The organism is Auritidibacter sp. NML120636 (genome assembly GCF_003185945.1).
Lineage (GTDB): Bacteria > Actinomycetota > Actinomycetes > Actinomycetales > Micrococcaceae > Auritidibacter > Auritidibacter ignavus.
Window position 1 is genome coordinate 207830 of sequence record NZ_QHLO01000004.1, and the last position, 18884, is coordinate 226713.

The 18884-nt window shown below is 55.9% G+C and carries 16 protein-coding genes and 2 tRNA genes; 14 read left to right on the forward strand and 4 right to left on the reverse strand.

The features are described from left to right. Window positions 1-221: 221 nt before the first annotated feature. The 9 genes from dnaN to DCC25_RS05585 all read left to right on the forward strand — a co-directional run bounded on the left by dnaN (window position 222) and on the right by DCC25_RS05585 (window position 9112). On the forward strand, window positions 222-1352 hold the full coding sequence (gene dnaN, locus DCC25_RS05550; RefSeq protein WP_110100969.1) for a DNA polymerase III subunit beta: 1131 nt from the start codon (window positions 222-224) through the stop codon (window positions 1350-1352). Then, on the forward strand, window positions 1352-2533 hold the full coding sequence (recF, locus tag DCC25_RS05555; protein WP_110100924.1) for a DNA replication/repair protein RecF: 1182 nt from the start codon (window positions 1352-1354) through the stop codon (window positions 2531-2533). The genes dnaN and recF overlap by 1 nt, the downstream gene beginning before the upstream one ends. Then, on the forward strand, window positions 2534-3130 hold the full coding sequence (locus DCC25_RS05560; RefSeq protein WP_233487918.1) for a DUF721 domain-containing protein: 597 nt from the start codon (window positions 2534-2536) through the stop codon (window positions 3128-3130). A 268-nt stretch (window positions 3131-3398) separates the two neighbouring features. Continuing rightward, window positions 3399-5483 carry a DNA topoisomerase (ATP-hydrolyzing) subunit B gene (gyrB, locus tag DCC25_RS05565; protein ID WP_199223051.1) on the forward strand — a complete coding sequence of 695 codons (2085 nt, stop codon included), beginning with the start codon at window positions 3399-3401 and terminating at the stop codon, window positions 5481-5483. Between the two features lie 136 nt (window positions 5484-5619). Then, window positions 5620-8136, forward strand: coding sequence for a DNA gyrase subunit A (gene gyrA / locus DCC25_RS05570; protein ID WP_233242759.1), 2517 nt, complete (start codon window positions 5620-5622; stop codon window positions 8134-8136). Further along, window positions 8133-8729: a DUF3566 domain-containing protein gene (locus DCC25_RS05575; RefSeq protein WP_110100927.1), complete on the forward strand. Its 597-nt coding sequence runs from the start codon at window positions 8133-8135 to the stop codon at window positions 8727-8729. Before gyrA ends, DCC25_RS05575 begins: the two co-directional genes overlap by 4 nt. A gap of 72 nt (window positions 8730-8801) precedes the next feature. Then, window positions 8802-8878, forward strand: a tRNA-Ile gene (locus DCC25_RS05580). Between the two features lie 26 nt (window positions 8879-8904). Then, window positions 8905-9030, forward strand: a complete 126-nt coding sequence (locus DCC25_RS11760) for a hypothetical protein (protein WP_255410756.1) — start codon at window positions 8905-8907, stop codon at window positions 9028-9030. A 6-nt stretch (window positions 9031-9036) separates the two neighbouring features. Beyond that, window positions 9037-9112: transfer RNA gene (locus DCC25_RS05585), tRNA-Ala, on the forward strand. A 476-nt stretch (window positions 9113-9588) separates the two neighbouring features. Here DCC25_RS05585 and DCC25_RS05595 read toward each other — a convergent pair. The 4 genes from DCC25_RS05595 to nrdI are packed head-to-tail and all read right to left on the reverse strand — an operon-like array spanning window position 9589 to window position 13901. Continuing rightward, window positions 9589-10164: an NADPH-dependent FMN reductase gene (locus DCC25_RS05595; RefSeq protein WP_110100928.1), complete on the reverse strand. Its 576-nt coding sequence runs from the start codon at window positions 10162-10164 to the stop codon at window positions 9589-9591. A 55-nt stretch (window positions 10165-10219) separates the two neighbouring features. After that, window positions 10220-11245: a class 1b ribonucleoside-diphosphate reductase subunit beta gene (gene nrdF / locus DCC25_RS05600; protein WP_110100929.1), complete on the reverse strand. Its 1026-nt coding sequence runs from the start codon at window positions 11243-11245 to the stop codon at window positions 10220-10222. A gap of 33 nt (window positions 11246-11278) precedes the next feature. Continuing rightward, window positions 11279-13435, reverse strand: a complete 2157-nt coding sequence (gene nrdE, locus DCC25_RS05605) for a class 1b ribonucleoside-diphosphate reductase subunit alpha (protein WP_110100930.1) — start codon at window positions 13433-13435, stop codon at window positions 11279-11281. A 16-nt stretch (window positions 13436-13451) separates the two neighbouring features. Then, window positions 13452-13901 (reverse strand): class Ib ribonucleoside-diphosphate reductase assembly flavoprotein NrdI, encoded by a 450-nt coding sequence (gene nrdI, locus DCC25_RS05610; protein ID WP_199445880.1) that lies wholly within the window; start codon window positions 13899-13901, stop codon window positions 13452-13454. Window positions 13902-14161: 260 nt separating this feature from the next. Between nrdI and DCC25_RS05615 the strand changes: the two genes are divergently transcribed. The 5 genes from DCC25_RS05615 (at window position 14162) to DCC25_RS05640 (ending at window position 17691) form a co-directional block, all read left to right on the forward strand. Next, window positions 14162-14833 (forward strand): pyridoxamine 5'-phosphate oxidase family protein, encoded by a 672-nt coding sequence (locus DCC25_RS05615; RefSeq protein ID WP_110100932.1) that lies wholly within the window; start codon window positions 14162-14164, stop codon window positions 14831-14833. Window positions 14834-14940: 107 nt separating this feature from the next. Next, on the forward strand, window positions 14941-15243 hold the full coding sequence (locus DCC25_RS05620) for a DUF4282 domain-containing protein (RefSeq protein WP_255410760.1): 303 nt from the start codon (window positions 14941-14943) through the stop codon (window positions 15241-15243). Window positions 15244-16125: 882 nt separating this feature from the next. After that, complete coding sequence (locus tag DCC25_RS05630; protein ID WP_110100935.1) at window positions 16126-16407, forward strand: hypothetical protein; 282 nt, start codon at window positions 16126-16128, stop codon at window positions 16405-16407. A 461-nt stretch (window positions 16408-16868) separates the two neighbouring features. After that, window positions 16869-17147 (forward strand): hypothetical protein, encoded by a 279-nt coding sequence (locus DCC25_RS11420; protein WP_199445876.1) that lies wholly within the window; start codon window positions 16869-16871, stop codon window positions 17145-17147. Continuing rightward, on the forward strand, window positions 17083-17691 hold the full coding sequence (locus DCC25_RS05640; protein ID WP_199445877.1) for a hypothetical protein: 609 nt from the start codon (window positions 17083-17085) through the stop codon (window positions 17689-17691). The genes DCC25_RS11420 and DCC25_RS05640 overlap by 65 nt, the downstream gene beginning before the upstream one ends. Window positions 17692-18884: the final 1193 nt, after the last annotated feature.

The window sequence follows — 18884 nt, forward strand, 5'->3', positions numbered from 1 at the left end:
CTTCGACGACAGAAGAGGAACCGAGAAGCTGTTCACAGCGGATCACATGAAAACTCACAATCCGCTAAGCTTGCAATGACTCATGAGCTCATTTCTGTCATTATTGAGCTCGTAGTCACGCCATTTAGGCGTGCGATAGACCCGATCATGAGAGGCAGAGCAGCGTGACGTTCAGTCTAGAGAAGTTCTCTACAGACTCGGCCAGTAGTGGCAGCCCGAGCCTGAAGTTCACTATCGAGCGTGACGTCCTCACCGACGCTGTATCGTGGGCTGCCCGTTCTTTGTCCCCTCGCCCACCAGTACCTGTACTGTCGGGATTGTTGATCACAGCCGAAGATCAACTCGTGTCCATCGCGAGCTTCGATTATGAAACCTCCGCACAACTGGAAGTCGAAGCCGATATCGAAGAGCCGGGACAAATTCTGGTTTCCGGCAAATTGCTCAATGACATCGTCAAATCTCTTCCTCATGCACCCGTCACCGTCGAGCTCGATGGCTCCAAAGTTGTTCTGACGTGTCGGAATTCGCGATTTGCCCTGGCGACGATGCCGGTCAGTGAGTACCCGACTTTGCCTGAGCTACCTGACATTTCGGGAACGGTCGACGGTGACACGTTCGCTCAAGCAGTTCACCAGGTCACCGCGGCAGCCTCTAAAGATGACACTCTGCCGGTCCTGGCTGCGGTGAAGATTGAGATCGACGGGGATCAGATGACGTTTCTGGCCACCGACCGGTACCGATTGGCCATGAAAGAAATCACCTGGACACCAACCGATCCGGCGATGTCGACCTCCGTGTTGGTTAAAGCTCGCACACTGTCCGAGGTTGCCAAGTCCTTGGGTGGTGGTGGCGAACTGTCGTTGCGACTCAATCAGAGCGACTCAGGAACCGAGATCCTCGGGTTCTCGTCCGGTGGCCGTCGTGCCACCAGCCTGTTGGTTGATGGTGATTACCCGAAGATTCGGGCCCTGTTTCCCGAGTCCAGTCCGATCCACGCAGTGGTGGAATCAACGCCCTTAATTGATGCGGTCAAGCGCGTGGCCTTGGTCGCGGAACGCAATACTCCGTTGCGTTTGGCGTTCACCGGTAACGAGGTTTACCTTGACGCCGGGGCAGGAGATGATGCCTCGGCGAATGAATCGGTGCCGTGCCGACTGTTGGGAGACGACATCACGGTGGCCTTCAACCCCACCTACTTGCTTGAGGGACTCAACGTCGTCAATGCCGATTACTCCCACTTTGCCTTCACCACCGCTCCTAAACCTGCATTGCTGACCGGTCAGAGTGAACCCGAAGGAGCGGAACTCCAGGACTTCCGCTATCTGGTCATGCCGATTCGCATCGCTGACTGATGGTCTACATTTCGGCTTTCTCACTGACAAACTTTCGGTCCTATCAGCAACTGGACCTGACTTTCGAACCAGGTACCAATGTCCTGGTGGGATACAACGGGGTCGGCAAGACCAACATCGCCGAGGCGATAAATTATTTAGCTACCCATCATTCGCATCGGGTGTCACACGATGGACCGCTGATTCGCTTTGGCGCAGACCAAGCCCATATCCGAGGCCGCATTCACCACGATCAACGTGCTGTCGGTATCGACCTGGAGATCAATCCTGGCAAATCCAATCGGGTGTCCATCAACCGTGGAGCACCGCAACCGGCCAAGCAGGGTTTGGGTTTAGTGCGGTGCGTCTTATTTGCTCCGGAAGATTTGCACCTTATTAACGGAGATCCTTCGGTGCGTCGGAATTTTCTTGACGACCTCACGGTGCAGCTTCGACCAGTCATGGCCGATGCCCGGCGGGACTACGAGCGTGTGTTAAAACAGCGCAATGCCCTGTATAAGTCCGCAAAAAAATCCCGCCGATGGGGTGCCGATGAAGAAAGCACCCGTCACGTTTTTGACGAATATCTTGCCCAGGCCGGCGCCAGAATTCTCTGGGGACGGTTACACGTCTTGAAGCTCTTGGCTCAGCCTCTGCAGACCGCCTATCAAGCCCTAGCACCGGGTATGAAAGATGCCGGTTTCAGTTACGAATCCACCGTGGGATTAGCTACCGGGCAACACCCGGTGGTCCCGGACGAAACTGCTCTGGCTGAAGCGATGCTTCAGGAGTTGCAGGCCGTTCATGATCAGGAACAAGATCGCGGACTGACCTTGGTGGGGCCTCACCGTGATGACGTGCAGTTCACGCTGGGACCTGCCCCGGCCAAAGGCTATGCGTCCCACGGGGAAACATGGTCTTTTGCGCTTGGTTTGCGACTGGCCAGCTATCAGGTGCTCGCCGAGGATCGGCCCGGTGACCAGGACCGACCCATCTTGATTCTCGACGATGTGTTCGCCGAACTCGATGCCCAACGGCGTGACAAATTAGCCCAGATCGCCACCAAGGCTGATCAAGTGATCGTCACCGCTGCGGTGGCCGAGGATGTGCCGCACACACTTCACGGTCCGCGGTTCCCGGTGCGCTGCGATCACGGGATCTCCCAGGTGCCCACTACTGAGACCAACGGGCCAGAGGACTAGATGATGATGGCAGCAGATGAACTCGATGCGATCTGCGGGGTGGACCACGACAGAATTGACGCGGCATTTGCCGCCCTACAACGAGTACGTCGCACCGTCTCCCAAGCCGGATATACCCCCGGCGACCCCGACCCGAGCGTGCACCGGTCGCGGCGAGGTTCTTCGCGCCGGGGAACACGACGGGCCCCATCGGTGCGCCGGCGAGCTGCCGCTGACGTTGATAATCAATTCACCTCACCCTTACCGAAAGTGAAATCCCTTGATGAGCTTTTCGGGGGTCTAGTCGCTGACCGGGGTTGGAAAGAACCGGTCGCCGTCGGATCGGTCTTGGGACGGTGGGAGGACCTGGTCGGACCACAGGTCGCTGAACACTGTCAGATTGAAAGTTTCGAGCACGCGGTGCTGGTGGTACGGTGTTCGACCACCAGCTGGGCCACTCAATTGCGATTGATGTCTGCCCAGATCCTGCAACGGATCAATACGGCTCTGGGTCGTGAGGTGGTACGAGAGATCACCATTAACGGACCCGCTGCCCCCAGCTGGCGTAAAGGCCCGCGGGTGGTGCGCGGTCGAGGTCCGCGCGACACCTACGGATAACCCACCCACGATCTCGCTCAACGCGGATTTGCCGGGCTAGCACCAGCGAGGTCGAGATGCTGTTCAGAAGAAGCTCTACCATCACGCCGAAGCGGCCGTTATGTCACGATTTGGGCATGTTTTCTCCACTGAGGGCCCGATTTTTTCCGTGGATCGGACTTGATGGCGTAGAATAACGGGATGTGCGCGGCGAGTTATCGTTGCCAAAAGTCCTATTTTTCCGATCGAGGAGCCCCTGTCGACCGTGGCCGATGAACAGCCAGAGACCCTGTCTCAACCAGACCAACCGGACTCAGCTGGACTATCCAAAGTGGATCACAGTTATGACGCCGGAGACATTACCGTCCTGGAAGGTTTGGAAGCCGTTCGTAAACGGCCCGGTATGTATATCGGATCCACCACTTCCCGGGGTCTGCATCATTTGGTCTACGAGGTCGTCGACAATGCGGTCGATGAAGCCCTGGCAGGATACTGCGACACCATCGACGTGGCCATTCAGGCCGATGGTGGCCTGCGGGTCTCTGATAATGGCCGCGGTATTCCGGTCGATCTGCATCCCACTGAGGGCAAGCCGACGGTTGAAGTGGTCATGACCATCCTGCACGCCGGTGGCAAGTTTGGTGGCGGCGGATATGCGGTCTCTGGTGGTCTGCATGGTGTGGGTGTCTCCGTGGTGAATGCGTTGTCCACCAGGGTCTATACCGAGATCTGTCGCCAGGGTTATGTGTGGCGAATTAGTTTCCACAACGGCGGTCACACCGATCAGCAACTGGAACGCGGGGAAGAAACGGAGCAGACCGGTACCACCCAGACCTTTTATCCGGACCCGGAGATCTTCGAAACCGTCGAGTTCGATTTTGAGACGTTGCGCGCCCGCTTCCAGCAGATGGCGTTTTTGAATAAGGGCCTACGGATTACCCTGACCGATGAGCGCAATCTGGATTCCAATGAGGTCCAGTCTGATGAGATCGTCGGCGCCAGTGCTGCGCAAGATCAGCCCGATGAAGCCGGATTGGCCGAGCAAGGTCAAACCGAAGACACCCCCTCACAGCGTTCGGTGAGCTACTACTACGAAGATGGCCTGCTCGACTATGTGCAGCACCTCAACTCACTCAAGCGCACCGAAACGGTGCACGAGGACATTATCGCCTTCGAATCCGAGGACGAAAATCGCCAGATGGCTGTGGAAGTGGCCATGCAGTGGACCACTGCTTTTTCTGAATCGGTCTACACCTACGCCAACACCATTAACACCCACGAGGGTGGTACCCACGAAGAAGGCTTCCGCGCGGCCTTGACCGGTTTGATCAACCGTTACGCTCGAGACAACGGATTGTTGCGGGATAAAGACGATAACCTCACCGGTGACGATATCCGTGAGGGACTCACCGCAGTTATTTCAGTGAAACTTTCCGAGCCACAGTTTGAAGGCCAGACCAAGACCAAGCTCGGCAACTCCGAGGCCCGCGGTTTCGTCCAGGGTGTGATCACCTCCGAACTGACCGACTGGTTAGACCGCAACCCCGCGCCGGCTAAAGAGATTATTCGCAAAGCCATCCTGGCCTCCCAGGCCCGGTTGGCAGCCCGCAAAGCTCGGGATCAAGCCCGGCGGAAGTCTCCGCTGGAATCCTTCGGCATGCCCGGTAAGCTCTCGGACTGCTCCTCAAAGAGTCCCGAAGAGTGCGAGATTTACATTGTCGAGGGTGACTCTGCGGGTGGTTCGGCCAAGCAGGGTCGCAATCCGATTACCCAGGCCATTCTGCCTCTGCGTGGCAAGATCCTGAACGTAGAACGGGCCCGGCTAGATCGAGCATTATCGAACGCGGAAGTTCAGGCCATGATTACCGCGTTCGGTACCGGTATCGGTGAAGAATTCGATATCGAGAAGTTGCGCTATCACAAGATTGTGTTGATGGCGGATGCGGATGTGGACGGTCAGCACATCACCACCTTGCTGTTGACCCTGCTCTTCCGTTACATGCGCCCGCTGATCGAACGCGGTCATGTGTTCTTGGCCCAACCCCCGCTGTACCGGATTAAGTGGTCGAATCAGCCCCACGACTACGTGTTCTCCGATGCAGAACGTGATGACCGGTTGGAAGCCGGTTTGGCGAAGAACTGGCGGCTGCCTAAGGAGAACGGCATCCAGCGGTATAAGGGACTGGGAGAGATGGACTACCAGGAACTGTGGGAAACCACTATGGATCCGCAGAACCGCACGTTGCTACAGGTCACCATGGATGACGCTGCCGCAGCCGATCAGGTCTTCTCGATGCTGATGGGCGAGGATGTGGAATCTCGCAGAAACTTCATTCAACAAAACGCCAAGGATGTCCGGTTCCTCGATATCTAATCAGAGATCGCGTGGTGCCTGCGAGTCCGAAGAAGCCCGTGTTGGAAAACCCAAGGATTAAAACAGCGTGAGTGACGAACTACCTCCAGAGATCATCAATCAAGACAAGGTCGAACACATCGATCTCGAGTCGGAGATGAAACGCTCCTACCTCGATTACGCCATGGCCGTGATCGTCGGACGTGCTCTGCCGGATGTGCGTGATGGTCTCAAGCCGGTCCACCGCCGTGTGCTCTACGGCATGTACGATGGCGGTTACCGTCCGGACCGCTCCTTTTCTAAGTCGGCCCGTGTGGTCGGTGACGTGATGGGTAATTACCACCCCCACGGTGACTTGGCCATCTACGATGCGCTGGTGCGTCTGATCCAAGACTGGGTGATGCGCTACCCACTGGCCCAGGGCCAGGGCAACTTTGGTTCAGCCGGCAACGACGGGGCCGCCGCCCAACGGTATACCGAGACCAAAATGGCCCCCCTGGCGATGGAGATGGTCCGCGATATTGACGAAGATACCGTGGACTTCCAGGACAACTACGACGGTCGGCAACAAGAACCCACGGTGCTACCTGCCCGGTTCCCGAACCTGTTGGCCAATGGCTCTTCGGGTATTGCGGTCGGAATGGCCACCAATATCCCGCCACATAACCTGCGGGAACTGGCCGATGGTGTCCAGTGGTATCTGGACCACCCCGAAGCCAGTCGGGAAGAACTCTTAGAAGAACTGCTGAAACGCATCAAAGGTCCTGACTTCCCGACCGGGGCACAGATCTTGGGCCACCAGGGTATTGAGCAGGCCTACCGGACCGGGCGTGGTTCGATCACCATGCGCGCAGTGGTTAACGTCGAGGAGATCCAGGGCCGAACCTGCCTGGTGGTCACCGAGCTACCGTATCTGACCAACCCAGATAATCTGGCCTCCAGGATCGCCGAAATGGTCCGGGACGGCAAGCTGTCCGGCATTGCAGATCTGCGCGATGAGACCTCGGGTCGCACCGGACAACGGCTGGTCATTGTGCTCAAGCGCGATGCGGTGCCCAAGGTCGTGTTGAATAACCTGTATAAGCACACCGCTCTACAGGAAAACTTCTCGGCCAATATGTTGGCACTGGTTGATGGAGTCCCGCGGACCCTGTCGCTGGATGGGTTCATCCACTATTGGGTGAAACACCAGGTCGATGTCATCGTGCGTCGTACCGCCTACCGTAAACGCAAGGCCGAAGAACGCGCCCACATTCTGCGTGGTCTGCTTAAAGCTCTGGACATGCTCGATGAGGTTATTGCGACCATTCGCGCCTCAGCCTCGGCCGATGTCGCCCGTGAAGAACTCAAGACGCTACTGGACATCGATGATGATCAGGCCCGTGCGATCCTGCTGATGCAGTTGCGACAACTGGCTGCGCTAGAAGCGCAGAATATTCAGGATGAATACGACGAGCTTCAGGCCAAGATCGCCGAGTACAACGAGATCCTGGGCTCCCCGATCCGTCAGCGCGAGGTCATCTCCGAAGAAATGAGCGAGATCATCGAGCGCCACGGCGACGAGCGTCGCACCGAAATCCTCTATGGTTATGACGGTGACGTGTCGATGGAGGACCTTATCCCCGAAGAGGAAATGGTCATCACCATTACCCGTGGCGGTTACGTCAAACGCACCCGGATCGACCACTACCGCGCTCAGAACCGTGGCGGTAAGGGTGTCCGCGGTGCACAGCTAAAGGGTGAAGACGTGGTGGAGCATTTCTTCACCACCTCCACCCACCACTGGATCTTATTCTTTACCAACTTTGGTCGCGTCTACCGAGTCAAGGCCTACGAGTTGCAAGAGGCCGGTCGCGATGCCAAGGGTCAGCACGTGGCTAATGTGATGGCCTTCCAGCCCGATGAATACATTGCCCAGGTCCTGACGTTGAAGACCTACCAGGATCAGCCCTACTTGGCGCTGGCCACCAAGCAGGGACTGGTGAAAAAGACCCGCTTGGAAGATTACGACTCGCCACGCACTGCCGGTGTCATCGCGATCAAATTGCGCGAAGACGATGAAGTGGTCGCAGCCCAACTGGTCAGCGCCGACGATGATCTGGTGTTGATCTCTCGTAACGGTCAGTCCCTGCGGTTCACCGCAACCGATGAGGCGTTGCGTCCCATGGGCCGGGCCACCTCGGGTGTCACCGGCATGAAATTCAAGGACGATGACGAGTTGTTGAGCATGGGCGTGATCTGTGATGACTCCTATATCTTCACAGTCACCGATGGCGGATACGCCAAGCGCACCTCAGCTGATGAGTATCGGTTGCAGAACCGCGGCGGGTACGGCATTAAGGTCGCCAACCTGCAAGAAGCCCGTGGTGGGCTGGTCGGTGGACTCGTGGTCACCGAAGACCAGCAGGTGCTGGTGGTCATGAAGTCCGGTAACGTGGTCCGCTCAGCGGTATCGCAGGTGCCGATCCGAGGTCGCAACACCATGGGCGTCATCTTTGCCAAGCCAGGTCCCAAGGATTCCATTGTTGCCGTGGCGCTAAACCACCCGATTGATCAAGAACCCGATGTGGACAATGTTGACAAGACGCCGGACACTGTCGGTCTTGAGCCCACTGATCAGAATTCTGAAGTAGCCTTGGAAACTGATCACCGTACGGAGGAAGGACAGTCGTGAGTCAATCGAGCACTCCAGGGCCACAGAAAAAGCCCTCTGGACAGCCACCTCAAGTCCCTCAACAGCAGGTCAGAACAGCCCCGCAGGGCAAAAAACCTGCCGGTCAGACTCAAGGTCCGAAGAAAGTAGCACCGGCTGCCCCAGCTGGCACAAAGCCCACTGCGGGGTCGAACGCGCCTAAAGGCAAGAAGAACACCAAAGGTTTGGTGCGTCCTGCACCGAAAGCCAAGGTGCGTCGAGCCAAGCTGGTACTCGCCAAGATTGACTTATGGTCGGTGTTGAAGATCTCCTTCCTGCTCTCCGTTGCCTTCGGTGTGGTTACCGTGGTGGCCGGCGTGGTGTTATGGACCGTGATGGATTTGACCGGCATCTTCGACGAGGTCAACGCCCTGATCGGAACCATCCTGGGCACTGAGGGCGGTGGACAGACTATCCAAGAGCTCGTTTCACTCAGCCAGGTGGCCTCCGTGTCGACCATTATTGCCGTGGTGAACGTGGTCTTAATTACGTTGCTGTCCATCCTGGCAGCCTTGATCTACAACATTTCAGCCTCCCTCGTTGGAGGTGTGGGCGTCACGCTCACCGATGACTGAACCGGATTTGGAGTTCTGTTAAATTCCGGGTAAGGTAGGTTCTCGTCTTGAGGGCGACCTCGAGATAGGTTCGGGCGTATAGCTCAGGCGGTTAGAGCGCTTCGCTGATAACGAAGAGGTCCCAGGTTCAAGTCCTGGTACGCCCACCACCGACACCAAGACCACAGGAGATCACATGAAGAAACTCATCGTGACCCTCGCAGTGGCGCTTGGAGCTGGTGCGTTAGGATTTGTCATCGCCCGAGACGTGAAAACCCGGACTATCTGGGAAGAGGCGACTGATGAGGTCCCACCCAACTAAACACTTGGGGGTATGGCGCAACTGGTAGCGCATCTGCTTTGCAAGCAGAGGGTTAGGGGTTCGAGTCCCCTTACCTCCACCAAAGAACCGCACGATGGTGCGGTTCTTTTTTATGTGGGTGACATGACTAGGTTTTCAGGCGTGCGAACCTCGTTATGATCACTGAGGTCATCAAAAACCCACGAGCCTTGCCTCAAGTCCGAAACGACCTCGCACAGGATCCGGTCGCTGAGCTCCAGTCGCAAGAAGCGGCCCTCTCGGGAGCCCTCTCCGACTCCGTGCCAGGTCGACTCCCGAACAAATCTTCAGCTCTCGTCTCTGTCACCGGCAATGCTGATGTCCTGCACGACGAGCACGGATTGAGCATTGACCAGCTCTTCCGAACGGCATCCTGATCGAAAGCATTCTGATGATGACGAGATGATTGAATCAAGCGTTTATTCGCACCCGTGATCTAGATGCTGTATCATCATTGGTGCAGTTCTCACGCTCGTCATGGCGATATGACGAACACACCGATCCTGGAACTGCCGCCGTCGTAGGAGTTTGCTCTGTGGCTTATTTCTTATGTGCCACCTCTTCGACGATTTCGACAAAACGCTTCACGTAGTCCTGAAGAAACTCAACAGTGGAGTCTTGGACAAATTGGTCGTTGTCATCAAGCAGAGCCGGAGACTGCCCCAAGAAGACCTCCGGCTGGCCGGGGGTGGGCATGTCAAAGTAGGACAGGGCCAACCGCAGATTCTTCTGTGAGCTATAGCCACCCATACGTCCCACCGAGTGGCTGATGATTCCGGCGGGCAGACCCTTCCACGCGACATCACTATTCGGTTTGGAACCGATATCAACAGCATTCTTCAAGCAGGCCGGAATGGTGCGGTTATTTTCTGCGGTGACGAACATGACACCGTCGGAATTCTTAATGGTGTTTCGGAAGTTCGTGTACTGCTCAGGGGTCGGTTTATCGGTGACCTCTGGGTCATCGTAGTCGAAATCGTAGAGGGGCAGATCCCGGATCTCCACGATTTGAGCGGTATAGCCGCCGGGGAAGTAGTCAAGCACATTGCGGGCGATCTTGCGGGCATAAGAGCCACGACGCAGACTACCGACAAGCACGGAGATGTTCTTGGTCATCGAAATTCCTTTCTTGTGCTCATCCTCGAAGAGGTGAAGAGGTATGGGGTCGAGTTTAGAAGTCCCAGTCGTCATCGCTGGTATCCTCGGCTGTGCCGATCACGTAGGAGGAACCAGACCCGGAGAAGAAATCGTGGTTTTCGTCCGCCCCGGGAGCCAAAGCGGCGAGGATTTCGGGATTGACCTCGGTTTCTTCTGACGAGAAGCGCGGCGGATACCCCAGGTTCATCAGTGCTTTATTGGCGTTATACCGCACGAAGACGGCAACGTCATCCATCAGTCCCAGAGGCTCATAGAGTTCACCGGAATATTGCAGCTCTAGCTCGTAGAGATCGTCCAGCAGGTTGAGGGTGAACTCTCGCATTTCCTTCTGTTGACTAGCCGTGCGGGCTTCCAAACCCCGTTGGTACTTATAGCCGGAGTAGTACCCATGGACTGCCTTATCACGCAGGATCAGCCGAATCATATCGGCAGTATTGGTCAGCGTGGCGTGGACCGAGAAATGCAACGGCAGATAGAAACCCGCATAAAGCAACAGTGACGACAACAGGGTCGAGGACACCTTGCGTTTCAGCGGGTCGTCGCCATAATAGTGAGCCAACACCTTCTTGCACCGTTGTTGCAGCAGGTCATTGTTGACCGCCCACCGATAGGCATTGTCGATCTCCGGTGTTGAGGTCAGAGTCGAGAATACCGATGAATAGGAGCGCGCGTGTACGGACTGCATGAACGCGATATTGGTATAGATCGCCTCTTCATGCTCGGTGCGTGCATCCTGAATCTGACAAATCTCCCCGACGGTGGCCTGGACGGTATCGAGCATCGTGAGCCCCGTGAAGACGCGCATGGTCAAGGTGCGTTCTTCTTCGGTGAGCTTCTGCCAGGCGGGAATGTCATGGGAGAGGGGCACTTTTTCTGGTAGCCAGAAATTTGCCGTGAGTCGATTCCAGACCTCGAGATCTTTCTCATCGTCGACGCGGTTCCAGTTGATAGGGCGCAACCGGGCAGTGGGGTCGTGGCGGTAGGACGGTGGGGTCACGGAGATTTCGGTGAGTGGACGGTTGGAATGGGTCGCAGTCATCGTTCTTCTTTCGACAGATAGGGTGGTCAGTGGTTACAGGGCGCAGGAGACACAGTTCTCGATTTCTGTGCCTCCCAGGGCTGGCTGGCGCAATCGGATGTAGTAGAGAGTCTTGATACCGGAACGCCAGGCATAAATCTGAGCCTTATTAATGTCGCGGGTAGTGGCGGTATCTCGGAAGAACAGCGTCAACGACAGCCCCTGATCCACGTGCTGTGTCGCGGCGGCGTAGGTGTCGATGATCTTTTCGTATCCAATCTCGTAGGCATCTTGGTAGAACTCCAGATTGTCGTGGGTCATATGCGGTGCCGGGTAATAGACTCGGCCGAGCTTTCCCTCCTTACGGATCTCGATCTTGGCCGCCACCGGATGGATCGAGGCGGTGGAGTTGTTGACATACGAGATGGAACCCGTGGGCGGGATGGCCTGCAGATAGGCGTTATAGATCCCGTGTTCTGTCACCGAGTCACGCAGCTTCTCCCAGTCGTCGCGCGACGGGATGGCGACCCCAGCGTTCGCGAACAGATCCCGGACTCGTTGGGTGGCTGGTTGCCACTCTTTCTCGGTGTACTTGTCGAAATAGCTACCGTCGGCATAGGACGAGGTTTCAAAACCCTCGAAAGCCTTTCCACGTTCAATCGCCAGCCGATTGGAGGCACGCAAGGCATGATAGGTGACAGTCAGGAAGTAGATGTTGGTGAAATCAATGCCCTCCTCGGAACCATAATGGATGCGTTGAGAGGCCAGGTAGCCGTGCAGGTTCATCTGGCCTAGCCCGATGGCGTGTGAGGCTTCGTTACCGGCAGCTACTGACGGAACAGCATCCACGTTGGTTTGATCTGAGACACTGGTGAGTGCCCGAACGGCCGTCTCCACCGTGGCACTGAAATCCGGAGAGGCCATCGCCGCGACGATATTTAGTGAACCCAGATTGCACGAAATATCACGACCGACTTCCTGGTAGCCGATGGCGCCATCGTAGCGAGATGGTGTATTTACCTGCAGAATTTCGCTGCACAGGTTGGACATGTTAATCCGGCCCTGTAGTGGATTAGCGCGGTTGACCGTGTCTTCAAACAGTACGTAGGGGTAACCGGACTCGAACTGTAGCTCAGCCAGGGTTTTGAAGAACTCACGGGCCTTGATGGTGGACTTGCGGATCCGTGGATTGGTGACCAGCTCGTCATAGTGATCGTTGACTGACAGGTCTGATAGTGGGGTTCCGTATTCACGCTCAACGTCGTAGGGACTGAACAAGTTCATGTCCTTATTAGCCTTGGCAAGATGGAACGTCACATCCGGGATGACGACACCAAGAGAAAGCGTCTTGATACGGATTTTCTCGTCGGCGTTCTCACGCTTGGTGTCGAGAAACCGCAGAATATCGGGATGGTGGGCGTGTAGATACACCGCACCTGCGCCTTGGCGTGCCCCTAGCTGGTTGGCGTAGGAAAATGAGTCTTCCAGGATCTTCATCACGGGAACAACTCCGGAAGCCTGGTTTTCGATCTTCTTGATCGGCGCCCCCGCCTCACGAAGGTTTGACAGCAGTAGCGCTACTCCGCCACCCCGTTTGGACAGTTGTAGCGCAGAGTTGACACTACGACCAATGGATTCCAGATTGTCTTCCATCCTCAGCAAAAAGCACGAAACTAGTTCACCGCGTTGGGCTTTTCCGGCGTTGAGGAAGGTGGGCGTAGCCGGTTGAAAACGGCCAGACATCATCTCATCAACCAGCTGGGTAGCCAATACTTCGTCCCCGTGACCCAGGTATAGAGCCGTGGTAGCGACTCGCTGGGGGTACCCCTCCAAATACTGGGATCCGTCAAAGGTTTTCAGAGCGTACGCTGTAAAGAACTTGAAGGCGCCCAAGAAGGTCTGGAAACGGTGACCGGCGTTCTCGGCACGCTCGTATACAGCGGTGACGAACTCTTCTGAGTACGCGGCGAGGAAATCTTTCTCGTAGTAGTCGTTGTCCACCAACCAGTGCAGTCTTTCCCACACTGAATCAAAGCGTTTGGTGTTGGGGGCCACGTGCTGATCCAGGTACGCCTGGGTTGCTTGGCGATCCTTATCAAACTGGATCGAGCCGTCAGCAGCAAACAGGTTCAGCTCGGCGTTGAGTGCGTGGTAGTCCCTGCGCTCACCGATTCCGGTGACCTCAGGAGCATCCGTGGTGGGTATCGTCATACCGTTTCCTTTCGACTTAGCTTGGAGTGGAGGTAAAGGTTTGGGAGTCGGCTTGGTCCCAGAAGCGAGTCAGTCCGGTGTCCACCAGCTCGATGTCGCGCTGCGTTCCTAAGAGTTCAAAGCGATACAGCTCCGGTACCTTGCATTTGGCGGAGATGATCGGTCCGGCCAGACAGTAGTGCTGACCGAAATTGGTGTTTCCCGCCGTGATCACACCGCGGATCAAAGACCGATTGATCGGGTCGTTGAGGAATTTGATCACCTGCTTGGGTACCGCACCAGAGCGCTCCCCACCCCCGTAGGTGGGGACAACGAGCACGAAAGGGCGTGAGACACGGATATACCCTTCACTTCTCGGGCGCAGCGGAATTCGTATGGCCGGTCGGTTCAGCTGCTCCACGAAGCGATGGGTGTTCTCCGAAACGCTGGAAAAATACACCAGATCCGGGGACTCTTTGACTGGTATTTCTCGAACCGGGAGTGCATCCGGGGGTTTCTTCGCTGGAGTATGCACAGCGATCTCTCCTCACTCATTGACTGAAGCGGACATCATAAAAACACAATATCTTGTGTGTTGATGAACTAATTAGGCGCATATCTAGTAGTATCACACGATAGGTTCCGTGTCTACGTGCTAGCTGTGTTTGTAACTACGGCATGGCGAACATATGATGGAGCGTAGCGAGGTACTCACACCAAACAGTCAGTAGCCAGATCGGAGTAAACGTGACAGTAGAGACGTGGCGCGATGGCATTTGGTTGGAATCAATTGGCTTGTTTCAGCAAGCGCGGGCGGGCAATCACCAGGCTGCGATGCGACTTTTGGAGACTTCAGCAGACCCAGCCACCACGGTGCATGGACTGTTGCGTATGTTGGTGGTGTTTCTGCGAGACGAGGATCCTGACAAGATGGAGCGATTCCTTGACGCGTCCCTCCGCGCCGGTGCGCCACCGTTGGGTTCACCATGTGTTCGTGATAGCGCGGCATTTGCCGAAGGATTCGCGGGGCGACTGCGTGGTGGTTTTCGCTTGACGGGGCACATGCGAGCTCTGCTTGAGACGGACATTCCGGTGCTGGCTACGGCTACACCGGAAGGGGCTCCTGCGGTTGGACCAACGAGTTCGCTTCGTATTTGGGATGAACGCACACTCTTTTATTACGAACCGCCAACCGGTCGGCACCTAGCAAATTTCCGCGCTGGATCGGTCGCCACGGTTGCCGTAATTGATCAGGACAACTTTACGGGTTATCGGTTTGTGGGACTACCCGAGGTTCATCACAACGGAGACGTGTTCGAGGCGGCCGTGACTTTCGCTCGTGCGCAGGACGTAAGCCCACCCGCTGCAGCGGTCTTGATCCACCTGCACGAGGTGGAGATGTTGGACGTCAGCGCGTAGGCAACGATGAACTCTAGCGTTCCTGACAATAACCTGAAAAACTGCTATTGGACTTTGCATGACGATCAGCAGAAGAAAACAAAGGCTTCGTCGCCTGCCTGTTTGATCTGTCGTTCGATAGTTTCGTGACGGTCAAGTTCACGAAGATCATCTATATTTTGATCCTCGTTCTGGTCGGCATCTCCCTGATCATTGGTTGGCTAGTGCCGGCATTTACCATCATGGCGACAGGTGTCGCGCTGATTGGCGTACTGTGGTTGCTGATTGGATGGATCATTCCCGTCATTCAGCTCGTGTTGTTCCGTGTGGTGCTGGAGCTATTCATCGCGACGATTCGCACCGCGCAGAATACTGCTGGTACACGTCAAGAAATTCAGAAATTGCGTGACGAAGTGGGGCAGCGAGGCTAATTTGTACAGCTGGTCCGGCTGTTTCAAAGCGACGATCACCCGTGTGGGGGATGCGGTGTGCTATTCCTCTCCGCAGATCGCGATTGAGAACATTCATCCCGATCAACTGGTTGCGGGGGAATGCGTCCACCCAGGCGAGATTCCGGCTGGCGATGGCCCTGCATAACGACATGATCCGCACGGTGGCGATGGCTTTCTGGGGGATCTTCTATGACAATCCTTCATCGGCTGAAACAATCCGGTCCGCTGAGCACGATCTATTGATTAATAATGACCCAATAGATACTGAGTGAAATTGAAGTATCATCGATTATAAATATGTTGCGAAACAGCTTGAAAAAAAGATGTGCGGATAATCAGAAAACTACAGATGACGGTAGAGTACCGTATGCGAAATGGGATAAGCACCGGGGCGAGGCGATAGAGAGACTTCGTGAACAGTATCCTGACGGGTTCACTTATGGTAAGAAGATCCCACCTAGGAATCCGGAAAATCCGCCGGAACTAAGGCCTGAAGGATTTGAGCCTCTCAATTCGAAGCAGTGGAACCACATCCTCTACGGAGAACGGCGTCTCAGTTCGACGCCAGAAGCACCTAAAGGTCGTGGAGGCCATGGGGCCGGGTACGGGTGGATTTTTGAGTTAGCTGAAGGTGTTCCTAGGACCGAGTTCCCCCGCGATTGGTCTCACAAGGATATTGTGCATGCGATTGATGAAACGATCGCCCGGGGTAAGCCAGTACCGTCTAGGCATGGCCTTACCTATGAGCACACGGTGGATGGGGTGCCGTTCAAGGTGGCGACTGGTCGGAGAAAACGCGGCGGCTACGCTACATTCGCAGTGCTTACCCGGATCTTGACCCCCAGGAAGTAGAATAAGATCATGTGGAGCTCCTACGAAGTTTTTAAGTCTTTGTACAGCCTGGTTGCCGAGGTTGCTGGAGAGCCGAATCCAACACTAGAAGAAGCGAGGGGGTTCTCTCTGCATCGAGAGCTCGGTATCGCCGTGTTGTATTGTCTTGGCCTGGCCGTAGAAGAGTCACTAAAAATACCAGAGGAGTTGCTAGAACAAGCTAGTCTGATGTTTGACGAGGAAGACCCGGACGATGAGGATGCCATCGAGTATATCGTGCGTCTTCGTGAGTTGAATCAGCGAGTGGCATAGATCTACTTTTCACAGCCCCGTACCTGTTGGTGGTGCGGGGTTTTGTTGTACCCGGTTGCTGGCGTGGTTTCCGGGGTTTTTAGTGGTACGCGGTCATCGCGAGGGCGAGATCACCGAGCATGCTAAGGCGTTGCTCGAAGCGTTCTCTCAAAATGCTGGGGTCAAGGCTGGTGGTTATGCCGGTGTGGGGGCGCGTGGGGCTCCACCAGTGGATCTGCTGGTAAAGCGCGGATTTCTGAGCAACAGAAGTTTGCTCAGGATCTTCTACGAGGCGGCTAAATGGGTGGTCTCGGCTTAACTAACACGAATGATGATGACGCTAGACGCTGGTGTGTGCGTGCTGGCGGTGATGACCAGGGACGGTGAGTGTCCTTCGGGGGTAATACTCTTTGTTTTTGACGCTTTGAAAGCGTGTGTTTGTGATCGCTATTTTTTTTACTACTGAGACAGCGAAGATGCTGATGCCTCGCACGGTGGCGGATGGGCTGATCAAGGACACCATCAACACCTCGACGGTGGCTGAGTTTGTGACGGAGGGTGCGGAGAAGTCTGCTACCACTGGTGGGTTCACCTCTCTGACCGCGACTCCGAAGAAAGCTCAGGTCACGATGCGGTTCAATGAGGACAATGAGGAAGTCCAGTGGGCCGATGAGGACCACCAGCTGAGCAGGCTCCGTGGCACTGTCTCGTGCCCTAGATCTGGGCCTGTATCACCGGATCAATCCGTTGACTGGTACTGAAATCACGGCCTGGGATCACTACGTGGGTGCTACCGAGTACTCCGCGGAGCTGTCTGCATCTGTTGAACCAGACCAGGGGGTGCGCGCTACCGCCGGGCTGTTGATCAATCGAGACCGGCCGGTGTCGGTCCATGGGTTTGCGATTGTCCCGCGACTGACCTGGGAATTATCGAACTTGCAGACCAAGAATGCTGATGGTTCCCCTTCGGGGACTCAACGGTACCCGAATCTGGGACTGGGCGCAGGCATCAGCTCCTTCCTGGGACTTAACACCGCCAAAGGAGACACCGTTTCTGAGCGCCCAGAGGCGACCACTGATACTGGTGTGCGAGGGATCCTCGGTGACTTCACGAATGGTATCCGCTGGGGTGTCCAACGCGAGTTCCCGGTCGAGAAGATCATGTACGGCGACCCGGACGGTCAGGGTGCCTTGTCCCGCCACAACCAGATCGCACTACGGTTGGAAATCGTCTACGGCTGGTACGTCTTCGCGGACAGGTTCGCTCTGGTTAAGACTGTTGAAACTGCTGGTAGTGAGGGTTAATGGCAGTGCGTGTAACTCTTGCTAGTGGTGTGATGGTCACTGTGCCGGAGACGGCGGCCACCCACCGGAGCAAACAAGACCAAATCGCGAAGACGCCTACTAAACGGTCCGAGCCAGCTGCAGGATCGAGGGGAGCTCAGACCGGTGACGTCGAGTCCCTGCCTGATCAGAGCAAGAGCCCCGGGCGCAAACAGGGATAATGGTCACGGGCTAAGCGTGGAAACAAATCATGATCCTGTCAGGTAGTACAGGGAGTAGATGAGTCGCAGGGGTGGTTATGACGGGGAGACAGGGCGATGTTTCGAAACCGTTCGCGTCTGTGAATGATCTGAAGGAGAGGTGGCCAGATTTCCCGCCTGGTACGGAGCAGTTTGCCTCCCTGCTTAGGCGCCTTTTGATTGATTTCGGTGAGGTGGTATCCGAACCCGGTTCCCCAAATGATGATTAGTGATTGCGTGGCTGAGTGGCTGTAACGAATGCTGATTTTGACATGGATCACTCGATCTTCGGGGGTTCTGGTTGCCTAACTATATGCCGTTGCATTGTTTTATGTCGGTGTTTCCTGTTGCAGACCCTCACCTCGCACCCGCTTAGTTGTGTCGGCTTTAGAGTATGCGCGCATCCTGCCCCATTGGGGATTATTAGGGCACGCCACTCGCAAGGGAAACGAGATCGAATCTAGCCCGACGACACGATGACCTCGACGATGAACGCGATGAGCGAAGCGTTCAGTCGGGCTGAGCTCTCCAGATTGATCTCGACGTGCTCTCTGTCGTTCACGATGCGTAACCAGACCTCGTAGTCTCTCCTCTCTTTCGATACACGGCAATCGCCATATCTTCAGCCTTAATCGAGTCCTTGAATTCGCGTTGCTACCGGTGCTCGGGCTGCTGGGTGATGAGGGTCGCGAACGGCTGATCGGCCAGACGCTTGCGGTCTGTCGGATGTTCCTGGCCGCTGTGGTCGCAATGGCACCAGTGTGGACAAGGCTGCTGTAGCCACTCCAGATGCTCCACGACCTGCTCCGCGATCTCATTTGGGCACTCATGTTGCTTCCCCTCTATTCGCTCGCACAAGGTGTGCGGGCTAGGAAATCTATACAACCGTCATTGCCCGGACGATTCCTGGACGACTCCTGAACGAGGGCGTGACGAGCATCAGCCACAGATCACGGCGGCCGAGTGCCAGATCCG